General features: G+C 47.0%; 20 protein-coding genes. 13 read left to right on the top strand and 7 right to left on the bottom strand.

What is annotated here, in order from left to right:
• Positions 1 to 49: 49 nt before the first annotated feature.
• From rpoD to rpsU, 4 genes are all read right to left on the bottom strand, one after another.
• Complete coding sequence (rpoD, locus tag AKJ31_RS08875) at positions 50 to 1,906, bottom strand: RNA polymerase sigma factor RpoD (protein ID WP_053408747.1); 1,857 nt, start codon at positions 1,904 to 1,906, stop codon at positions 50 to 52.
• 98 nt (positions 1,907 to 2,004) lie between these two features.
• Positions 2,005 to 3,762 (bottom strand): DNA primase, encoded by a 1,758-nt coding sequence (dnaG, locus tag AKJ31_RS08870; protein ID WP_053408746.1) that lies wholly within the window; start codon positions 3,760 to 3,762, stop codon positions 2,005 to 2,007.
• 93 nt (positions 3,763 to 3,855) lie between these two features.
• A complete protein-coding gene (locus AKJ31_RS08865) occupies positions 3,856 to 4,299 on the bottom strand; it encodes a GatB/YqeY domain-containing protein (protein ID WP_053408745.1) in 444 nt (147 codons plus the stop codon).
• 26 nt (positions 4,300 to 4,325) lie between these two features.
• Entirely contained in the window at positions 4,326 to 4,541 is a 216-nt protein-coding gene (rpsU, locus tag AKJ31_RS08860; RefSeq protein ID WP_001145625.1) for a 30S ribosomal protein S21, read from the bottom strand.
• Between the two features lie 229 nt (positions 4,542 to 4,770).
• On the opposite strand from rpsU, the gene tsaD reads away from it, so the two are divergent.
• Positions 4,771 to 5,787, top strand: coding sequence for a tRNA (adenosine(37)-N6)-threonylcarbamoyltransferase complex transferase subunit TsaD (gene tsaD / locus AKJ31_RS08855; RefSeq protein WP_053408744.1), 1,017 nt, complete (start codon positions 4,771 to 4,773; stop codon positions 5,785 to 5,787).
• Positions 5,788 to 5,923: 136 nt separating this feature from the next.
• A complete protein-coding gene (locus AKJ31_RS08850; RefSeq protein ID WP_053408841.1) occupies positions 5,924 to 6,736 on the top strand; it encodes an alpha/beta fold hydrolase in 813 nt (270 codons plus the stop codon).
• Positions 6,737 to 6,769: 33 nt separating this feature from the next.
• Here the strand turns inward: AKJ31_RS08850 and plsY are convergent, their stop codons facing one another.
• On the bottom strand, positions 6,770 to 7,381 hold the full coding sequence (gene plsY / locus AKJ31_RS08845) for a glycerol-3-phosphate 1-O-acyltransferase PlsY (RefSeq protein WP_053408743.1): 612 nt from the start codon (positions 7,379 to 7,381) through the stop codon (positions 6,770 to 6,772).
• 158 nt (positions 7,382 to 7,539) lie between these two features.
• Between plsY and folB the strand changes: the two genes are divergently transcribed.
• From folB to rpoS, 11 genes are all read left to right on the top strand, one after another.
• The gene (folB, locus tag AKJ31_RS08840; RefSeq protein WP_053408742.1) at positions 7,540 to 7,893 is read left to right on the top strand and encodes a bifunctional dihydroneopterin aldolase/7,8-dihydroneopterin epimerase; all 354 of its coding nucleotides are present in this window, start codon (positions 7,540 to 7,542) and stop codon (positions 7,891 to 7,893) included.
• Positions 7,890 to 8,384 carry a 2-amino-4-hydroxy-6-hydroxymethyldihydropteridine diphosphokinase gene (gene folK, locus AKJ31_RS08835; protein WP_053408741.1) on the top strand — a complete coding sequence of 165 codons (495 nt, stop codon included), beginning with the start codon at positions 7,890 to 7,892 and terminating at the stop codon, positions 8,382 to 8,384. The genes folB and folK overlap by 4 nt, the downstream gene beginning before the upstream one ends.
• A gap of 13 nt (positions 8,385 to 8,397) precedes the next feature.
• On the top strand, positions 8,398 to 9,201 hold the full coding sequence (locus AKJ31_RS08830) for an undecaprenyl-diphosphate phosphatase (RefSeq protein ID WP_053408740.1): 804 nt from the start codon (positions 8,398 to 8,400) through the stop codon (positions 9,199 to 9,201).
• Positions 9,202 to 9,313: 112 nt separating this feature from the next.
• On the top strand, positions 9,314 to 9,592 hold the full coding sequence (ftsB, locus tag AKJ31_RS08825) for a cell division protein FtsB (protein WP_053408739.1): 279 nt from the start codon (positions 9,314 to 9,316) through the stop codon (positions 9,590 to 9,592).
• The gene (ispD, locus tag AKJ31_RS08820; RefSeq protein WP_053408738.1) at positions 9,592 to 10,296 is read left to right on the top strand and encodes a 2-C-methyl-D-erythritol 4-phosphate cytidylyltransferase; all 705 of its coding nucleotides are present in this window, start codon (positions 9,592 to 9,594) and stop codon (positions 10,294 to 10,296) included. The genes ftsB and ispD overlap by 1 nt, the downstream gene beginning before the upstream one ends.
• 3 nt (positions 10,297 to 10,299) lie before the next feature.
• Positions 10,300 to 10,776, top strand: a complete 477-nt coding sequence (gene ispF, locus AKJ31_RS08815) for a 2-C-methyl-D-erythritol 2,4-cyclodiphosphate synthase (RefSeq protein WP_053408737.1) — start codon at positions 10,300 to 10,302, stop codon at positions 10,774 to 10,776.
• Between the two features lie 52 nt (positions 10,777 to 10,828).
• Positions 10,829 to 11,872 (top strand): tRNA pseudouridine(13) synthase TruD, encoded by a 1,044-nt coding sequence (gene truD / locus AKJ31_RS08810; protein ID WP_053408736.1) that lies wholly within the window; start codon positions 10,829 to 10,831, stop codon positions 11,870 to 11,872.
• The gene (gene surE / locus AKJ31_RS08805; protein WP_053408735.1) at positions 11,872 to 12,630 is read left to right on the top strand and encodes a 5'/3'-nucleotidase SurE; all 759 of its coding nucleotides are present in this window, start codon (positions 11,872 to 11,874) and stop codon (positions 12,628 to 12,630) included. Before truD ends, surE begins: the two co-directional genes overlap by 1 nt.
• A gap of 2 nt (positions 12,631 to 12,632) precedes the next feature.
• Complete coding sequence (locus AKJ31_RS08800) at positions 12,633 to 13,259, top strand: protein-L-isoaspartate(D-aspartate) O-methyltransferase (RefSeq protein WP_053408734.1); 627 nt, start codon at positions 12,633 to 12,635, stop codon at positions 13,257 to 13,259.
• Positions 13,260 to 13,261: 2 nt separating this feature from the next.
• Positions 13,262 to 14,170, top strand: a complete 909-nt coding sequence (locus AKJ31_RS08795; RefSeq protein WP_053408733.1) for a peptidoglycan DD-metalloendopeptidase family protein — start codon at positions 13,262 to 13,264, stop codon at positions 14,168 to 14,170.
• Between the two features lie 78 nt (positions 14,171 to 14,248).
• Positions 14,249 to 15,241 carry an RNA polymerase sigma factor RpoS gene (gene rpoS, locus AKJ31_RS08790; RefSeq protein ID WP_053408732.1) on the top strand — a complete coding sequence of 331 codons (993 nt, stop codon included), beginning with the start codon at positions 14,249 to 14,251 and terminating at the stop codon, positions 15,239 to 15,241.
• Between the two features lie 57 nt (positions 15,242 to 15,298).
• Here the strand turns inward: rpoS and AKJ31_RS08785 are convergent, their stop codons facing one another.
• Together AKJ31_RS08785 and AKJ31_RS08780 are read right to left on the bottom strand one after the other, a co-directional pair.
• Complete coding sequence (locus AKJ31_RS08785; RefSeq protein ID WP_053408731.1) at positions 15,299 to 16,582, bottom strand: HlyC/CorC family transporter; 1,284 nt, start codon at positions 16,580 to 16,582, stop codon at positions 15,299 to 15,301.
• A 120-nt stretch (positions 16,583 to 16,702) separates the two neighbouring features.
• On the bottom strand, positions 16,703 to 17,497 hold the full coding sequence (locus AKJ31_RS08780; RefSeq protein WP_053408730.1) for a cytochrome C assembly family protein: 795 nt from the start codon (positions 17,495 to 17,497) through the stop codon (positions 16,703 to 16,705).
• Positions 17,498 to 17,547: the final 50 nt, after the last annotated feature.

Below are 17,547 nucleotides of genomic sequence, written 5' to 3'. Positions count from 1 at the left end.
TGAGCAATAGCTCACCTTTTCATCAATTAGCGTATTGTGCCTTTTAGACTTACTCGTCTAGGAAGCTGCGCAGAGTTTCTGAGCGGCTTGGGTGGCGCAGTTTACGCAGTGCTTTCGCTTCGATCTGACGGATACGTTCACGGGTTACGTCAAACTGTTTGCCCACTTCTTCAAGAGTGTGGTCAGTGTTCATATCGATACCGAAACGCATACGCAGTACTTTTGCTTCACGAGGCGTTAGGCCTGCCAATACGTCTTTTGTTGCAACGCGTAGGCTGGTCATGGTCGCTGAGTCTACAGGTAGCTCTAGCGTGGTATCCTCGATGAAATCACCTAGATGCGAATCTTCGTCGTCACCGATTGGTGTCTCCATTGAGATTGGCTCTTTAGCGATCTTCAGTACTTTACGGATCTTGTCTTCCGGCATTTGCATGCGTTCAGCCAGTTCTTCCGGTAGCGGTTCACGACCCATCTCTTGTAGCATTTGACGCGAGATGCGGTTCAGTTTGTTGATCGTTTCGATCATGTGAACCGGAATACGGATAGTACGAGCTTGGTCTGCAATCGAACGAGTGATCGCCTGACGAATCCACCATGTCGCGTAAGTCGAGAACTTGTAACCACGACGGTATTCGAACTTATCTACCGCTTTCATCAGACCGATGTTACCTTCCTGGATCAGATCCAAGAATTGTAGACCACGGTTGGTGTATTTCTTCGCGATAGAAATTACAAGACGTAAGTTCGCTTCAACCATCTCTTTCTTCGCACGGCGAGCTTTTGCTTCACCGATGGACATACGACGGCTGATGTCTTTAATGTTCTGAACCGTTAGAGAGGTTTCTTCTTCAATCGCTTTCAGCTTCATGATCGAGCGGCGAATGTCATCTTCGCTGCGACGAATCTTGTCTGCATACGGCTTATCTGAAGCGAGAATCTCATCTAACCAAGCTTCACTTGATTCGTTACCCGTAAATAGAGCGATGAACGATTTCTTCGGCATCTTACCGTATTCAACGGCAGCCTTCATGATGAGGCGCTCTTGAGTACGAACACGTTCCATAGAGGTACGTAGCTCGTCAACAAGGTAATCGAACTGTTTTGGCGTCAGACGGAACTCTTTGAATACGTCCAGTACAAGCTCGTGCGCGATCTGCGCTTTCGGGCTTTCCTGACCAAACTCGTTACAAGCAAGTTGATAGTTCTGGAAGGTATTACGTAGAGCAGTAAACTTCTCCAGAGCTAGCTCTGGATCGATACCTGTATCGTCTTCTGCTTCATCGTCCTCACCATCTTCGTCGTCTTCTTCATCTTCTTCGTCTTCATCTTCAAGATCAGACTCAGCAAGCTCAGAACCGATGTGAGTAGCAGTTGGAGCTGCTGTCTCATCAGCGTCTGGGTCAACGAAACCTGTAATCAGGTCTGTCAGACGAAGCTCTTCAGCTTGAATTTTATCAAACTGTTCAAGAATGTAAGGGATAGTGCCTGGATACTCAGCCACTGCGTTTTGAACTTGGTTGATACCATCTTCAATACGCTTCGCGATGTCGATCTCGCCTTCACGAGTAAGCAGTTCAACTGTACCCATTTCACGCATGTACATACGTACTGGGTCAGTGGTGCGGCCGATTTCGTTCTCTACGCTGGAAAGCGCAGCAGCCGCAGCTTCCGCTGCATCTTCATCGGTGATGGTTTCATCATCATTCAGGGCTAGATCATCAGCATCAGGTGCTGTTTCTACAACACGGATACCCATGTCGTTGATCATCTGAATGATATCTTCTACCTGCTCTGAATCTACGATTTCTGCAGGTAGGTGGTCGTTTACTTCTGCGTAGGTCAGATAGCCTTGTTCCTTGCCTTTAATGACAAGTTGTTTTAGCTGTGACTGCGGATTTTGATCCATAGACGGTATCCAACTTAGTATCTGGTGAAGGAATTAGTATGCGAGTTGCAAACCACACATAATAACAAATTAATTGTTTGCTGACTATTCGAACAGGGTTACGCTTTTAAGTCTAGCATCAAAGCTAGTAGCTCCCTTCTTTCTTCGGTTGATAAACCGACACTTCTTTCTTTAGCCTGCAGGTTTTCAATTTGTTTTTCGACGCACTGGGCAAGAATGTTATCCAATGAATCCAAAAATATATCTTGTTCGTTGTCTTCATCGAGGGGGATTTCCCACCCGGCAAGACGAGAGAGTAAAGCCTCGTGGCTTGTATTTCGCCAGTTTTCCATCAACTGGCCTGTGCTTATATTGGGATGCTGATGACAATATTCAAGCACCTCAACAAATAATCTTAGTCCTGGTACTGTTAAGTCTCTCACACTTGACAGATCCGGCACCAATTGAGCATAGCTCGGATTTTGTACCAGTAATGCGATAACCTCTCGCATCGGCGTACGTTTTATTTTTTTATGTGGCTGAGGTCGAGTTTCGCCAGTTTTTTGTCGCGCTTGACGCAACCGGTTATCAAAGCCTGTACGTTCATCGAGCAATTTTTCAAGAAGCTCTTGAAAATAGGGATCAGGGATCTGGTTGATCAAGGTGCTAGCGTGAGCACGCAAGGCCGATTTACCTTCGTTGCTACCAAGGTTAAGTTGGTGCATTTCGATCAAATTATCAAACAAATAGTTGGATAACGGCGTGGCTTGCTCGATCTGTTGCTCAAACGCCTCTTTGCCATATTTTCGGATGTAGCTATCCGGGTCTTCTCCGTCTGGGAGAAACAAGAACTTCAGTGTGTTGCCTGTTTTCAGGTACTGCAACGCATTTTCTAGTGCGCGCCAAGCGGCTTCTTTACCAGCGCGGTCACCATCATAGCAACACACCACAGTGTTGGTTTGACGGAACAACAGCTGAATGTGATCGCCTGTCGTCGAAGTACCTAGAGAGGCGACAGAGTAATCGACACCGTACTGCGCCAGCGCGACCACATCCATATAGCCTTCGACCACCAAAATCTGCGCCGGTTCGCGATAGGCCTGCATGACTTCGTAAAGGCCGTACAGCTCTTTGCCTTTGTGGAATATAGGTGTCTCTGGCGAGTTGAGATACTTTGGCGTACCTTCGCCAATCACGCGTCCACCAAAACCGATCACTCGGCCACGGCGGTCACGAATCGGGAACATCACACGACCACGGAAACGGTCGTAGCGGTTGCCTTTGTCGTTCTCAATCAACATGCCGCCAGATACCAACATGTCTTGCGTTTGCGGGTTTTGACCAAAGTTCTTACGGACTAAGTCCCACTCGTCCGCGACATAACCGATACCAAACTTCTGGACGACTTCGCCGGATAAACCACGGTCTTTCAGGTATTCAATCGCGATTTTACTGCTCGAAAGCTTAAGTTGATCGCGATAGAACTGAGCAATGCTGCCCATTAAATCGTAAAGGTTGCGTTTTTGCTCAGTGCTGGCCTGTGGTCGATTAGATTGAAAACGACCATTGCTGCTTTGTTCTCTAGGGACGTCTAAGCCTAAGAAAGACGCCAGTTCTTCAATCGCTTCAGGGAACTCTAAACGCTCGTACTCCATCATAAAGTCGATGGCATTGCCATGCACACCACAGCCGAAACAGTGATAGAACTGCTTTTCTTGGCTCACACTGAATGAAGGGGTCTTTTCGTTATGGAAAGGGCAACAAGCGCTGTAGTTTTTGCCTTTTTTCTTAAGTTTTACGCGTGCGTCAATGATATCGACGATATCAAGTCGGGCGAGTAGGTCATCGATGAAACTGCGAGGGATGTGTCCTGCCATAAAACCTAACAAAGAAAGAAAATACAGTAGTAGATACAAACAAGCCGTGCGTTCCAAAGGATAGCACGGCTTGCTGCAAATATTGTTGGATAATTAAGCCAGTTTAGAACGAACTAGACCGCTTACTTTACCCATATCTGCGCGCCCTTGAATCTGAGGCTTAAGCACGCCCATTACTTTACCCATGTCTTGCATGCCCGCAGCACCAGATTCTGCAATTGCACTTTCAATCAGTACAGCTACTTCTTCATCTGTTAGCGGTTGAGGCATAAATTCCTCAAGTACAGTAATTTCAGCCTGCTCAGCATCGGCTAAGTCTTGACGACCCGCTGATTCATATTGAGCGACAGAGTCGCGACGTTGTTTAACCATTTTGGTCAGTACAGCAAGAATGTCGTCGTCGCCCAGAGTGATCTGTTCATCAACTTCACGTTGCTTTACTGCTGCAAGAGCTAAACGAATAGTACCAAGGCGCAATTTGTCCTTGGCTTTCATCGCTAATTTTTGCTCTTCTTTGAGTTGTTCAATAAGAGCCATAACTATAATCTTTTAGGACTTAGTTATTAGTACAGGCGAACGCGACGAGCGTTTTCGCGAGCTAGCTTCTTAGCGTGACGCTTTTGAGCTGCTGCTTTAGCGCGTTTGCGAACTGTAGTTGGTTTTTCGTAGTGCTCACGACGACGCACTTCAGAAAGGATACCTGCTTTTTCGCAAGAGCGCTTGAAACGACGTAGAGCTACGTCGAACGGTTCGTTTTCACGTACTTTAACTACTGGCATATGCCTTTCACCTCAGGGGTTAATTCGTTAATGCTGACTTCACAGTACTTAGCTTAGTTGCTAGGTCTACAATCAGCTTGATCAAAAATGGTGCGGAATTTTAATCCGATCACTACGGCTTTGTAAAGCACTTTGTCGATTATAGTATGTACAAAATTTGTTTGAACGGCGCTAGCAATGTAATATTGCGCCAATTTTGAATCATAGACAGAGACATCCAAGGTAAACCATGCGCATTATCGGTATCGAAACCTCTTGTGATGAAACAGGAATTGCGATTTACGACGATGAGAAAGGCCTGCTTTCCCATCAACTATACAGTCAGGTAAAGCTGCATGCAGACTACGGTGGTGTAGTGCCTGAGTTGGCTTCTCGCGACCATGTTAAGAAAACCATTCCTCTTATTAAAGCCGCGATGGCAGAAGCGAATCTGACACCGAAAGATATTGATGGTGTAGCGTATACGGCGGGCCCTGGTTTAGTCGGCGCGCTATTGGTTGGTGCGACGATTGGCCGCAGCCTTGCTTACGCTTGGGGCGTGCCTGCGGTGCCAGTACACCATATGGAAGGTCACCTTTTAGCGCCAATGCTGGAAGATAACCCACCACCGTTCCCATTTGTTGCGGTTTTGGTGTCGGGTGGACATTCGATGATGGTCGAAGTTAAACGGATTGGTGAATACAAGATTCTTGGCGAATCGATTGATGATGCGGCCGGTGAAGCGTTTGATAAAACCGCGAAACTGATGGGCTTGGATTACCCAGGTGGTCCACTTCTCTCGAAATTGGCAGAAAAAGGCACGCCAGGTCGTTTTAAATTCCCTCGTCCGATGACAGATCGTCCAGGTTTGGATATGAGTTTCTCTGGCTTGAAGACGTTCACTGCGAATACCATTGCCGCAAACGGTGATGACGAGCAAACTCGCGCCGATATCGCGTTAGCCTTTGAAGAGGCTGTTTGTGCAACTTTGACTATCAAGTGTAAACGCGCTCTTGAACAAACCGGTTTCAAACGCATCGTGATTGCGGGTGGTGTAAGTGCGAACCGTCGCTTACGTGCGGATCTGGAGCAGTTGGCGAAAAAGGTCGGCGGTGAAGTTTATTACCCAAGAACCGAGTTCTGTACCGACAATGGTGCAATGATCGCTTACGCAGGTATGCAGCGTCTGAAAAATGGTGAAGTGGCGGATCTGTCGGTTCAAGCCACACCGCGTTGGCCAATTGACCAACTAGAACCGCTTTCATAACCAGCTAATGTTTACAAAGGTCGCCATTCAACGCGGCCTTTTTCTTTTATAACGATTGCAACAACCAGTTGGTAAAGCTTGTTCTATCGAGCTTCTACCGACCAAGATAACGGAATAAACAATGCAAAAGTTACCAATGCAAAAGTTTTCTATTGATGGCCGTGAGATGGCTTATTTGGACCAAGGGCAAGGGCCTGTTGTCGTTTTCGGGCACAGCTATCTATGGGATAGCAAGATGTGGGCGCCGCAAGTTGCTGCATTGAGCGATAAGTACCGCTGTATCGTCCCTGAATTTTGGGCGCACGGCGATTCGCAGTTCGCGCCAGAAACCACACGTTCGCTCACTGATTATGCGAGACAAATCGTCGCTTTGATGGATCAGTTAAACATCGATGAGTTTTCTATTGTCGGTTTGTCGGTTGGCGGCATGTGGGGCACTGAAGTGGTGAACTTGGTTCCTCAGCGTGTTAAGTCGTTAGTGTTAATGGACACTTTCGTCGGCTTAGAGCCTGAAGTGATGCACAACAAGTACTTCGCTATGCTGGATACCATTGCTCAGGCGCAAGTCGTACCGGAAGCGATTGTTGAGGCGGTCACGCCACTCTTCTTTGCTCGTAACGCACAGCAAAATTCGCCAGAGTTAGTGAATGGTTTCCGTCAGCACCTAGCTTCGCTGGCTGGAGAGCAAGCGGTTGAAGTCGCTCGAATGGGTAAGATGGTATTTGGTCGTCGTGACCAGTTTGAAGACATTGAAAAGTTTGCGTTACCTGTGCTTATCGCTGTCGGTCAAGAAGATGCGCCACGCCCAGTTCTCGAGTCTTACCTTATGCAAGATTGTATCGCGGGCTCTGAATTGGTTCAAATTCCTCAGGCGGGGCATATTTCCAATTTAGAACAACCAGAGTTTGTTTCTCAAATGCTGGAGCAGTTTTTAGCGAAACACGCCTAGTCACAGGCGAATAAATAACAATAAGGCCTCTACTTATGAGGCCTCATCTAGTCCTTTCTTTTTCTCACCGACTTTCGGCTCAGTGCCATCTAACAGACGTTTAATGTTCTGGTGATGTCTAAAGACAATCAAACAGCAAAGCATCGCAACGGGTAGCGTGTATTGCGGCTTAAACATCCAAGTGTAAAGCGGCGCTAATAGCACAGTGACCAACGCCGCCAAAGACGAATAACGAAACGTAAGCGCGACTACTAACCACGTTGCCAACACCATCGCGGTAAAGTCGAGGCCGATCGGAGCAATTGCGCCCAGTGCGGTGGCAACGCCTTTTCCGCCTTTAAAGTGGAAGAAAATTGGGTACATGTGGCCAAGACAGGCAGCGATCGCGATTACACCTAAGATGATCGGTTCAATATCAAGGAAGAATGCGCCCCAGACAGGGATGGTGCCTTTGAGCATGTCGCACAGTAATACTGCGGCTGCGGCTTTTTTCCCGCCGATACGCAAAACGTTGGTCGCCCCAGGGTTGTTGGAGCCAACTTTTCTTGGATCAGGCAGGCGAAGAATACGACAAATCAAAACCGCACTAGAGATCGAGCCTAACAAATAGGCGCCGATGATCAGTACTAGGGCTAGTGGGGTCATAATGATTTACTCGTCTTTAAGAGGTGTTTGCCAAGCAAGTAATTGATATCATATCGCGCTTGAGACTCCCAAACTACCTACAGAGTGGTAATTTGAGGGGGGAATAGTACGACTTTTTAGTAAACTTGGGTATCCGACCTCTAAAGGAAGCAACGCGCATGGATAAAGTATTTATCGAGCAATTAGAAGTAATTACGACTATTGGTGTTTATGACTGGGAACAGGAAATCAAACAAAAGCTCGTACTCGATATCGAAATGGCACACGACAATCGTCCCGCTGGTAAAAGTGATGATGTGAAAGATGCGTTGGATTATGCAACGGTGAGTGCTGCGGTACTTGAACATATTGAAGGTGGCCGTTTTCTACTGGTAGAACGCGTTGCAGAAGAGATCGCTGAATTGATCATGGGGCGTTTTAACGTGCCGTGGATTAAGATCCGTTTAGCCAAGCCGGGTGCGGTCCCTCAGGCGAAAAGCGTTGGTGTGATCATCGAGCGAGGCCACGCATGATCACCAGCTACATTGGGGTAGGTTCCAATGTGGAAAGGCATAAACATATCGAGGCTGCTGTAGCAGAGCTCAGCACGCTTGGCGAAGGCTTGCGTTTATCGACCATCTACGAGTGCGAAGCGGTTGGCTTTGATAGTGACGCCTTTTTCAATCTTGTCGTAGAAATGAAAACGGCGTTAAGTTTGGCGGATTTTTCGCGACAGCTACGTCAAATTGAGCTCAAATGGGGACGCTCAGAGCACGCAGCCAAGTTTCAGCCCCGTACAATCGACCTCGACATCATCTTGTTTGGCGATTGTGTGTCGGATCAAGATCCACAGCTACCACGCAGTGACATCTACAAATACGGTTTTGTTATTAAACCGTTGGTTGAGCTGTGCCCTGAACTTATCGTTCCTAAGGATGGTCGAATGATACGCCAAATCTGGCAAGAGTCCTCTTATAAGGAAGTGCTTACCTCGGTAGAGCCGTGGTTCGATATCCCCAAATAATAATGAGAATACAATGAGTTATTTTGAAGCGTTTATTTTGGCTTTGATTCAAGGCCTGACTGAGTTTTTGCCTATTTCTAGCTCCGCACACCTGATTTTGCCATCGGCTATTTTAGGCTGGGAAGACCAAGGGTTGGCGTTTGACGTTGCGGTGCACGTGGGGACTTTAGCCGCGGTGGTGATCTATTTCCGACGCGAAGTGGTCTCTCTGCTGAGATCGTTCTTTGCTTCGATCTTTAAAGGTGAGCGTAGCAAAGAAGCCAAACTGGCATGGATGATCGTCATTGCGACCATACCTGCGTGTGTGTTTGGTTTGCTGATGAAAGACTTTATCGAGCTGTACCTGCGTAGCGCTTGGGTAATTGCAACTACTACTATCGTATTTGGTTTGTTGCTTTGGTATGTCGATAAGAACTCGACACTGACGGATGATGAATACACAGCGGATTGGAAAAAGTCGCTATTCATTGGTATCTCGCAAGCACTGGCGATGATTCCTGGTACATCGCGTTCTGGTGCGACGATCACTGCGGCGCTTTATCTTGGTTTTACCCGTGAAGCCGCAGCAAGATTCTCATTCCTGATGTCGATTCCCATCATCATGCTGGCAGGAAGCTACCTTGGGCTTAAACTCGTTACCAGTGGTGAACCTATCCATGTTGGCTTCCTACTAACCGGCATCGTGACGTCATTTATCAGTGCCTACATCTGTATTCACTTCTTCCTTAAATTGATCTCTCGAATGGGTATGACCCCATTTGTGATCTACCGTCTATTACTGGGCATCGGTTTGTTTGCTTACCTGTCGATGAACTAACCCTAGTCTTTACAAGACATTCTGACCTGATACCAACTAAAGCAATGTCGCCTGTACGGCGACATTGTGGTATATATGTGGTCTTTATTTTTCTCTTCTCTAAATCTAATTTATGCGAATTTTTGCACTGACTCTATTTTTGGTTTTGGGCTGGCTACAGTTTGAATTGTGGTTTGGCAAGAATGGCATCGCTGACTTTCAGTTGGTGAACGCGGATATTGAAGTTCAGCATCAAGTCAATAAAAACCTGCAAGAGCGTAACAGCGAGATGTTTGCTGAGATCGACGATCTGCGTCAGGGTTTGGATGCGATCGAAGAACGCGCCCGTCATGAATTAGGTATGATCAAAGAAGGGGAGACTTTCTACCGCATTATTGGCGAGGACAGTTAATGTCATCTCCAAACACTCTTTCAGTGGTCGCAATCGTACCTGCTGCGGGTGTCGGCAGCAGAATGAAAGCCGATCGACCTAAGCAATATCTCCAAATTGATCAAACCACAGTATTAGAACACACCATCAATAAGCTGCTTGCGCACCCTTTAATAGACAAAGTGGTGGTGGCGATCACTGAGGGGGACCCTTATTACCCCGAGTTAGCCATTAGCCAACAAGACAATGTTATTCGAGTTGCAGGTGGTAAAGAGCGCGCTGATTCGGTGTTGTCGGCCCTGCAATATGCGGCCAGCGAAAACTATCAATGGGCGCTCGTCCATGATGCAGCAAGACCGTGTGTTCATCTTCGAGATATCGACCGTTTGATTGAAGTCGCGACCCAGCACAAATGTGGCGCGATTTTAGCGTCGCCAGTCCGTGACACGATGAAACGGGCGAATAAGAATAATGATATCGACCATACGGTCGATCGCGAAGCAATGTGGCATGCCCTAACTCCACAAATGTTTAGAACTCAGCAGTTAACTCAGGCTTTGTCAGCCGCGCTTGAGCAAGGTGTGGCGATTACCGATGAAGCTTCGGCGCTTGAATGGCAGGGAGAAAATCCTGCGTTGGTTCAAGGTAGCGCCGATAATATAAAAATAACGCAGCCGGAAGATCTGGCGCTTGCTGAGTTTTATCTACAGCGAAATAAAGGATAACTTATGATTCGAATTGGCCACGGTTTTGATGTGCATAAATTTGGCGGTGAAGGTCCGGTCATTATTGGCGGTGTTGAAGTGCCTTATGAACAAGGGCTGATCGCGCACTCAGACGGTGATGTCGCTTTGCACGCACTGTGTGATGCATTGTTAGGTGCAATCGCAGCGGGCGATATTGGCCGACACTTCCCTGATACGGATGATAAGTGGAAAGGCGCTAATAGCCGAGACCTACTGCGCGATGTGTATCGCCGCGTAAAAGAACAAGGTTACCGATTGGGTAACGCCGATGTAACGATTATGGCTCAAGCGCCAAAAATGGCTCCGCACATTGAAGCGATGTGCCAAACCATCGCTCAAGACCTCGAAACCGACATTGGTAACGTCAATGTCAAAGCGACAACTACCGAGCGTTTGGGTTTCACAGGACGAAAAGAAGGCATCGCGACAGAAGCGGTGGTTTTACTGGTTAAGCAATAACACAGTTATGTGCGGCGTGACTCATTGAGCCCCGCTCGTAATGGAACAATATATGTCTGATATTCTATCTTCTCTGGCTTACCTCAATGGTAAACCGACCGCCACTGGCAAAATTAAAGCGAAAGCAGAACACTTCCAAGTGAATGAAATCTTGGGTTACGAGTTCGCGGGTAGCGGTGAACATTTGATGGTTCGCATCCGTAAATCCGGTGAAAACACCAGCTTTGTTGCTAATGAACTGGCGAAAGCGTGTGGCGTCAAGTCGAAAGACGTAAGCTGGGCTGGTCTAAAAGACCGTCATGCGGTGACCGAGCAGTGGCTAAGTGTCCACTTGCCAAAAGGTGAAACGCCAGACTTTAGCGAGTTTCTGGCTCAGTACCCAAGCATTGAGATCCTAGAAACTACGCGACACAACAAAAAGCTGCGTCCGGGCGAGCTAGCGGGCAACCACTTTACAGTGACGCTATCGGAAGTGAGTGACGTTGAAGATGTACTCAAGCGTTTAGAATCCATTTCTCAGACGGGGATACCGAACTACTTCGGTAGTCAGCGCTTTGGCAATCAAGGAAACAACTTAGACGAAGCACGTCGCTGGGGACGAGAAAACGTTCGCACTCGTAATCAAAACAAACGCAGCTTGCTACTATCGGCGGCTCGTTCATGGATTTTTAACAACATTCTGTCTGCGCGTATCGAGCAGGGGCTGTTTGATCAGGTTGTGGAAGGCGACATTATTGACACTGCGTCAGGACAGTCGCTGGTGGATGCCGAACACATTCAATCCGCAGCAGATCAAGTGGCAAAAGGAAGCGCGGCGTTGACTGCGGCAATGGCAGGCGATAATCAACTGCCAACCCAAGCACGAGCGTTGGAGCTAGAGCAGCCACATTTAGACAACGAACCAGATTTGATGGCGCTGATCCGCGGTAACCGTATGCGTCATGACCGACGTGCGATTTCACTTAAAGCACAAGATTTAACTTGGAGTTCAGACGAAAACTCCGTCACGCTTAAGTTTTCGTTGGATGCCGGTTGTTTCGCAACGGCTATCGTACGTGAGCTGATTGAAGAGATCGAAGTGGAGCGTAGCTACTAATGGAAACCAAAGCGCTGAAGGTTTTATTAAGCAATGATGATGGCGTTCATGCTGAAGGTATCCATGCGCTTGCTGAATCCCTGAAAGATATCGCGGATGTCACGATAGTTGCGCCGGATAGAAACCGTTCAGGCGCATCGAATTCTTTGACCTTAGAGCAACCGTTGCGCGTTACTGCAATCGCGCATCAAGTTTATTCTGTGCAAGGTACGCCAACAGACTGTGTGCATTTTGCGTTAAATGAATTAATGAAAAATGATCTGCCGGATCTTGTATTAACGGGGATCAACCATGGTGCAAACTTAGGCGACGACGTGCTCTATTCTGGTACGGTCGCGGCGGCGATGGAAGGGCACTTTCTCGGCGTTCAATCGGTCGCGTTTTCATTAGTTGGCAAACATCACTTCGCGACTGCAGCGACAATTGCGCGACAGATCGTTGACCAGCACCTTAATGCGCCAATACCTACGAACCGTCTGCTGAACGTTAATGTGCCGGATCTGCCAGTTGAACAACTCAAAGGCATTCAGGTCACGCGTTTAGGTGCTCGTCATCACGCTGAAGAGATGATCAAGCAGCAAGATCCTCGTGGTCATGATATTTATTGGTTAGGTCCTCCTGGTAAAGAACAAGACGCTGGTGAAGGGACTGACTTTTACGCGGTTGACCAAGGGTATGTCTCAGTGACTCCTTTACAAGTCGACTTAACCGCGCATGAGTCGTTAGCGAGTATGGGTGATTGGTTAAAGGGTAAGTAAGGATGGCAAACCCACAAGCAGACAGATTGGTTGAATTCCTTGTATTGAATGGCATTCAAAGCACAGAGGTGTTAGAAGCTATTCGTGCAATCCCACGAGAGCGATTCGTTTCTCAGGCGATGATGCATCAGGCTTACGACAACAACGCGTTGCCTATTGGTCAGGGACAGACGATCTCTCAGCCTTATATTGTTGCCAAAATGACAGAGGTGCTGGAACTTAACCATTCCAGCAAAGTCCTAGAGGTAGGAACAGGTTCAGGCTACCAGACGGCGGTATTAGCTCAGTTGGTTGAGCATGTGTTTTCTGTTGAACGTATCAAATCACTACAATGGGAAGCGAAACGCCGATTGAAACAGCTTGATATCTATAACGTTTCAACCAAACACAGCGACGGATGGTTAGGTTGGGCTGCCAAGGCCCCCTTTGACGCCATCATCGTCACTGCGGCGGCAGAGCAAGTGCCTCCTGCGTTGCTCGATCAGCTAAGCGAAGGTGGAATTATGGTGATTCCTGTCGGTACAGACGAGCAGAAGCTGCTGAAAATTACTCGTCAAGGTGATACATTCCTTTCAGAAGTTATTGAACTTGTTCGTTTTGTTCCGTTAGTGGCTGGTGATCTTGCTTAAAAATGTCGTTGAAATCTAATTCGTTGTTGATGCTGGGTATATGCAGTGTGCTGGTAGGGTGCGCTGCGCATTCCCCTGCACCAGTGTCAGGATTGAAGAAAGATTACAATTCGATCGCTCGTGGCAGCTATCGAGGCAGCTACTATCAAGTTGAACGGGGTGATACGCTTTATTTTATCGCATACCTCACAGATAAAGATGTAAAAGAGATCATCCGTTACAACGACCTTACCCCTCCATATACCATCTATCCAGGTCAGAAACTCAAGCTTTGGCAACCTGCCTATACTGCACCAGCATATGGTGGAACTGGTGCGGGACCAGTTGCAGTAACAACACCTCCACCAGTAGTGTCAACACCTTCGATTCCGAGCAAAAACTCGAATCAAGGAGTTATAAAAAGTAGCACAAAAACATCACCAAATATGGCTAGAAAAGATCCACCAAAGAAGGTTGAACAATCTAAACCAAAGGAGTATGTTGGTTCTAACGGTAAACAAAATGTTAACAAAACTGTTAGTACGCCAAAGCCAAAGAACAATAAAATTTCCAAGTGGTTATGGCCAACAAAAGGGAGAGTGATTAAGAACTTTTCTGCTGGAGATCAAGGTAACAAGGGGATTGATATCGCTGGACAGCGTGGTCAATCTATCGTTTCAACAGCAGAGGGTACAGTTGTATATTCGGGCAACGCATTACGCGGGTACGGAAACCTTGTGATAGTCAAACACAATGATAACTACCTGAGTGCTTATGCTCACAATGATCGGTTGCTAGTTCGTGAAGGACAAAGTGTCAAAGCTGGCCAGAAAATCGCAACAATGGGCAGCTCCGGTGCCAACAGTGTACGCTTGCACTTTGAAATTCGCTATCAAGGTAAGTCGGTGAATCCAAAACGCTACTTACCGTAACTACTTACTGTGTAATGACTAGGTAATATAGCGACATTAGACGTAGTAATGTCTTGCTAGCTCGCCAGGGGAGGCGCTATGAGTATCAGCAATACAGCAACGAAAGTCGAAGAATTCGAAGTTGGAACAACGGAATCGTTTCAAGTCGGCGAAGAATTGTCTACACCCTCTAAGATCAAATCCACTCCAGAAACCAAAGAGCGCGAAGAGTTTGATGCGTCAGCAAAAAGCTTAGACGCGACCCAACTTTACTTGGGCGAAATTGGTTTTTCTCCACTACTTACCGCAGAAGAAGAAGTTCTGTACGCTCGTCGCGCACTGCGCGGAGACGAAGCAGCACGTAAACGCATGATCGAAAGTAACCTGCGTCTAGTGGTAAAAATCTCACGTCGATACAGCAATCGTGGCTTGGCACTACTGGATCTGATTGAAGAAGGTAACCTAGGTCTTATTCGTGCGGTTGAAAAATTTGACCCAGAACGAGGCTTCCGCTTCTCTACTTATGCGACATGGTGGATTCGTCAGACCATCGAGCGTGCTTTGATGAACCAAACGCGTACCATTCGTCTACCTATTCATGTTGTGAAAGAGCTGAATATCTACTTGCGCACCGCGCGTGAGCTATCTCAGAAGCTTGACCATGAACCAACGGCGGAAGAAATCGCGACTCAGTTGGATAAGCCAGTTGACGATGTCAGCAAAATGCTGCGCTTGAATGAACGAATCAGTTCGGTCGATACACCAATTGGTGGCGACAGCGAAAAAGCGCTACTGGATATTATCCCTGACCAAAATAACTCAGATCCTGAGGTTTCAACGCAGGATGACGATATCAAGAGCTCACTGATCCATTGGTTAGATGAACTGAATCCAAAACAGAAAGAAGTTCTCGCCCGTCGATTTGGTTTACTGGGTTATGAACCGTCAACATTGGAAGAAGTTGGCCACGAGATCAACCTTACCCGTGAACGTGTTCGTCAAATCCAAGTAGAAGGTCTGCGCCGCCTAAGAGAAATCTTGGTGAAACAAGGTTTGAATATGGAAAGCTTGTTTAGTGTGACCGAAGAATAAGCCGGATTTAAATAATAAAAAAGCCTTGGAATTCCAAGGCTTTTTTATTTGTCTGTGTTACTTCGCTTTGTTCTTCTTGGCTGGTTTAGGGAAAACCTTGACCAGCTTGATGCGATTTTCTTCCAGTTCGACGATTTCCATCGGGTGACCTGAAACTTGAACGCTAAGGTGACTTTCGGGAATATCTTCTAGGTGTTCCAAAATGAGTCCGTTCAATGTTCTCGGGCCGTCAGTCGGGAGTTTCCACTTAAGACCTTTGTTGATGTCACGGATGTTGGCGCTGCCTTCTATTAGGAAACTGCCATCAATCTGCGGAGTGATCTCTTCAGACAAGCTTGGTGCAATAGAGGTAGTAAATTCCCCCACAATTTCTTCCAAGATATCTTCGAGAGTAACCAAACCAATGATGTCGCCGTACTCATCAACAATCAAACCGATGCGCTGTTTGTTGCGCTGGAACTTGAGCAATTGGACGTTGAGTGGGGTGCTTTCTGGAATAAAGTACACTTCATCCGCGGCTCTCAATAACGTCTCTTTAGTAAATTCGTTCTTTTCCAGCATCAAACGGTAAGATTCGCGTAGACGCAACATGCCAACCACTTCATCTATTTGGTCGCGATAAAGCACGACTCGACCGTGTGGTGAGTGAGTGAGCTGACGAACGATTGACTTCCAATCGTCGTTAATGTCGATACCTGTGATTTCATTACGTGGCACCATAATGTCATTCACGGTAACGTGCTCAAGGTCGAGGATCGAAATCAACATATCTTGGTGGCGAGTCGGGATAAGGCTACCCGCTTCATTTACTACGGTTCTGAGCTCTTCTGAACTTAAATGATCGTCCCCACCGTGTACTGCTTTTATACCGAGCAAACGGATAAAGCCGTTAGTAATAAAGTTAACGAAGATAACCAGTGGCGATAAAAGCTTCATCAAGATGCCGAGCAGGATACTACTCGCATAAGAGACTTTTTCAGGGTATAGCGCCGCGAGGGTTTTTGGTGTCACTTCAGCAAAGACCAGCACGACGAGGGTCAGGGCGCCCGTCGCAATGGCTACCCCTAAGTCGCCATAGAGTCTCATGCCTAATATGGTGGCGATAGCAGATGCGAGAATGTTGACTAAGTTGTTGCCGATGAGGATCAGGCCGATAAGACGATCAGGGCGATCGAGCAGTTTCTCCACACGTTTAGCACCTTTGTGCCCCGTGTTTGCCAAGTGCTTTAGGCGGTAGCGGTTCAAAGCCATCATCCCTGTCTCTGAACCTGAAAAATATCCTGAAATTACGATCAGACACGCGAGTAGCGCAAATAAGATACCCGTTGATATGTCGTCCAAAGCTTATCTTTTCCTTGTGGTGTTTGGCTGATTTATGACCTATTTACGTCTTTAAGTCAAACTCAGTAAGGGATGCGGTAATGTTAAGAAGGTGTAGAGTATACACCTTTTCGACATAGTTTAGTTAAGAATGATCTCTCGCACAAAGCGGCTACCAAAGTAAGCGAGAGTGAGCAGCGTTGCGCCGGCAACGGCAAACCAAGTGACTTTACGACCGCGCCAACCTTTCTGGTAATGACCCCAAAGCAGCACCGCGTAAATAATCCAGGCGATGAATGAGAGGATACCTTTGTGCGCTTTTCCTTGTGCAAACATATCCTGCACGAAGACGAATCCGGTCAACAATGTCCCTGTCAATAATAGCGTACCAACCAAGATAATATTAAACAGCTGTCTTTCGACCATTAATAGTGGTGGCAGATTAGGGTTAATTGCCTGAGCTTTCTTGGTCTTGAGTTTATGATCCAGCCAAGCCAATTGCAGTGCGTATAGTGCGCCAATGGTTAGGGTGGAATAGGAGAACAATGCCAGCGAGATATGAATTAGAAGTTTTGGATCTTGCTCGAGGTGGGTAATAAAAGTGCTCGGTAAAAATGCAGCCGCACCCAAGTTAATTGCAGCAAAACTGTATACAACGGGCAGCAAAAACCACAGACGCGTCTTAAGCATCGCAATGCTCATGACCAGAGAAATAATAAAACTGATTAAAGACGCAACGTTAAGAATACTGAGGTTTTGACCAGAAGCCTCAATGATAAGACCGCTTAGAAGCCAGGCATGAAAAATAAGCGCTAACGAAGCACTGACAAAAACAGTTTTTACTCGAATACCGGTTTGATGCACTAAGCCCGGTATGATTGTCGCTATTGCTAAGGCGTAGAGTATAACAGCAACAACGGCGATTAAGTTGTCCATGGTTCTCTAAAAGCTGGTGGATTTTTAACAAATTATACCCTGACTCAACG

This window comes from Vibrio hepatarius (assembly GCF_001274785.1).
In the GTDB taxonomy this organism is placed as follows: domain Bacteria; phylum Pseudomonadota; class Gammaproteobacteria; order Enterobacterales; family Vibrionaceae; genus Vibrio; species Vibrio hepatarius.
The sequence above is the reverse complement of the archived record's forward strand: the minus strand, read 5'-3'. Positions and strand labels throughout refer to the sequence as shown.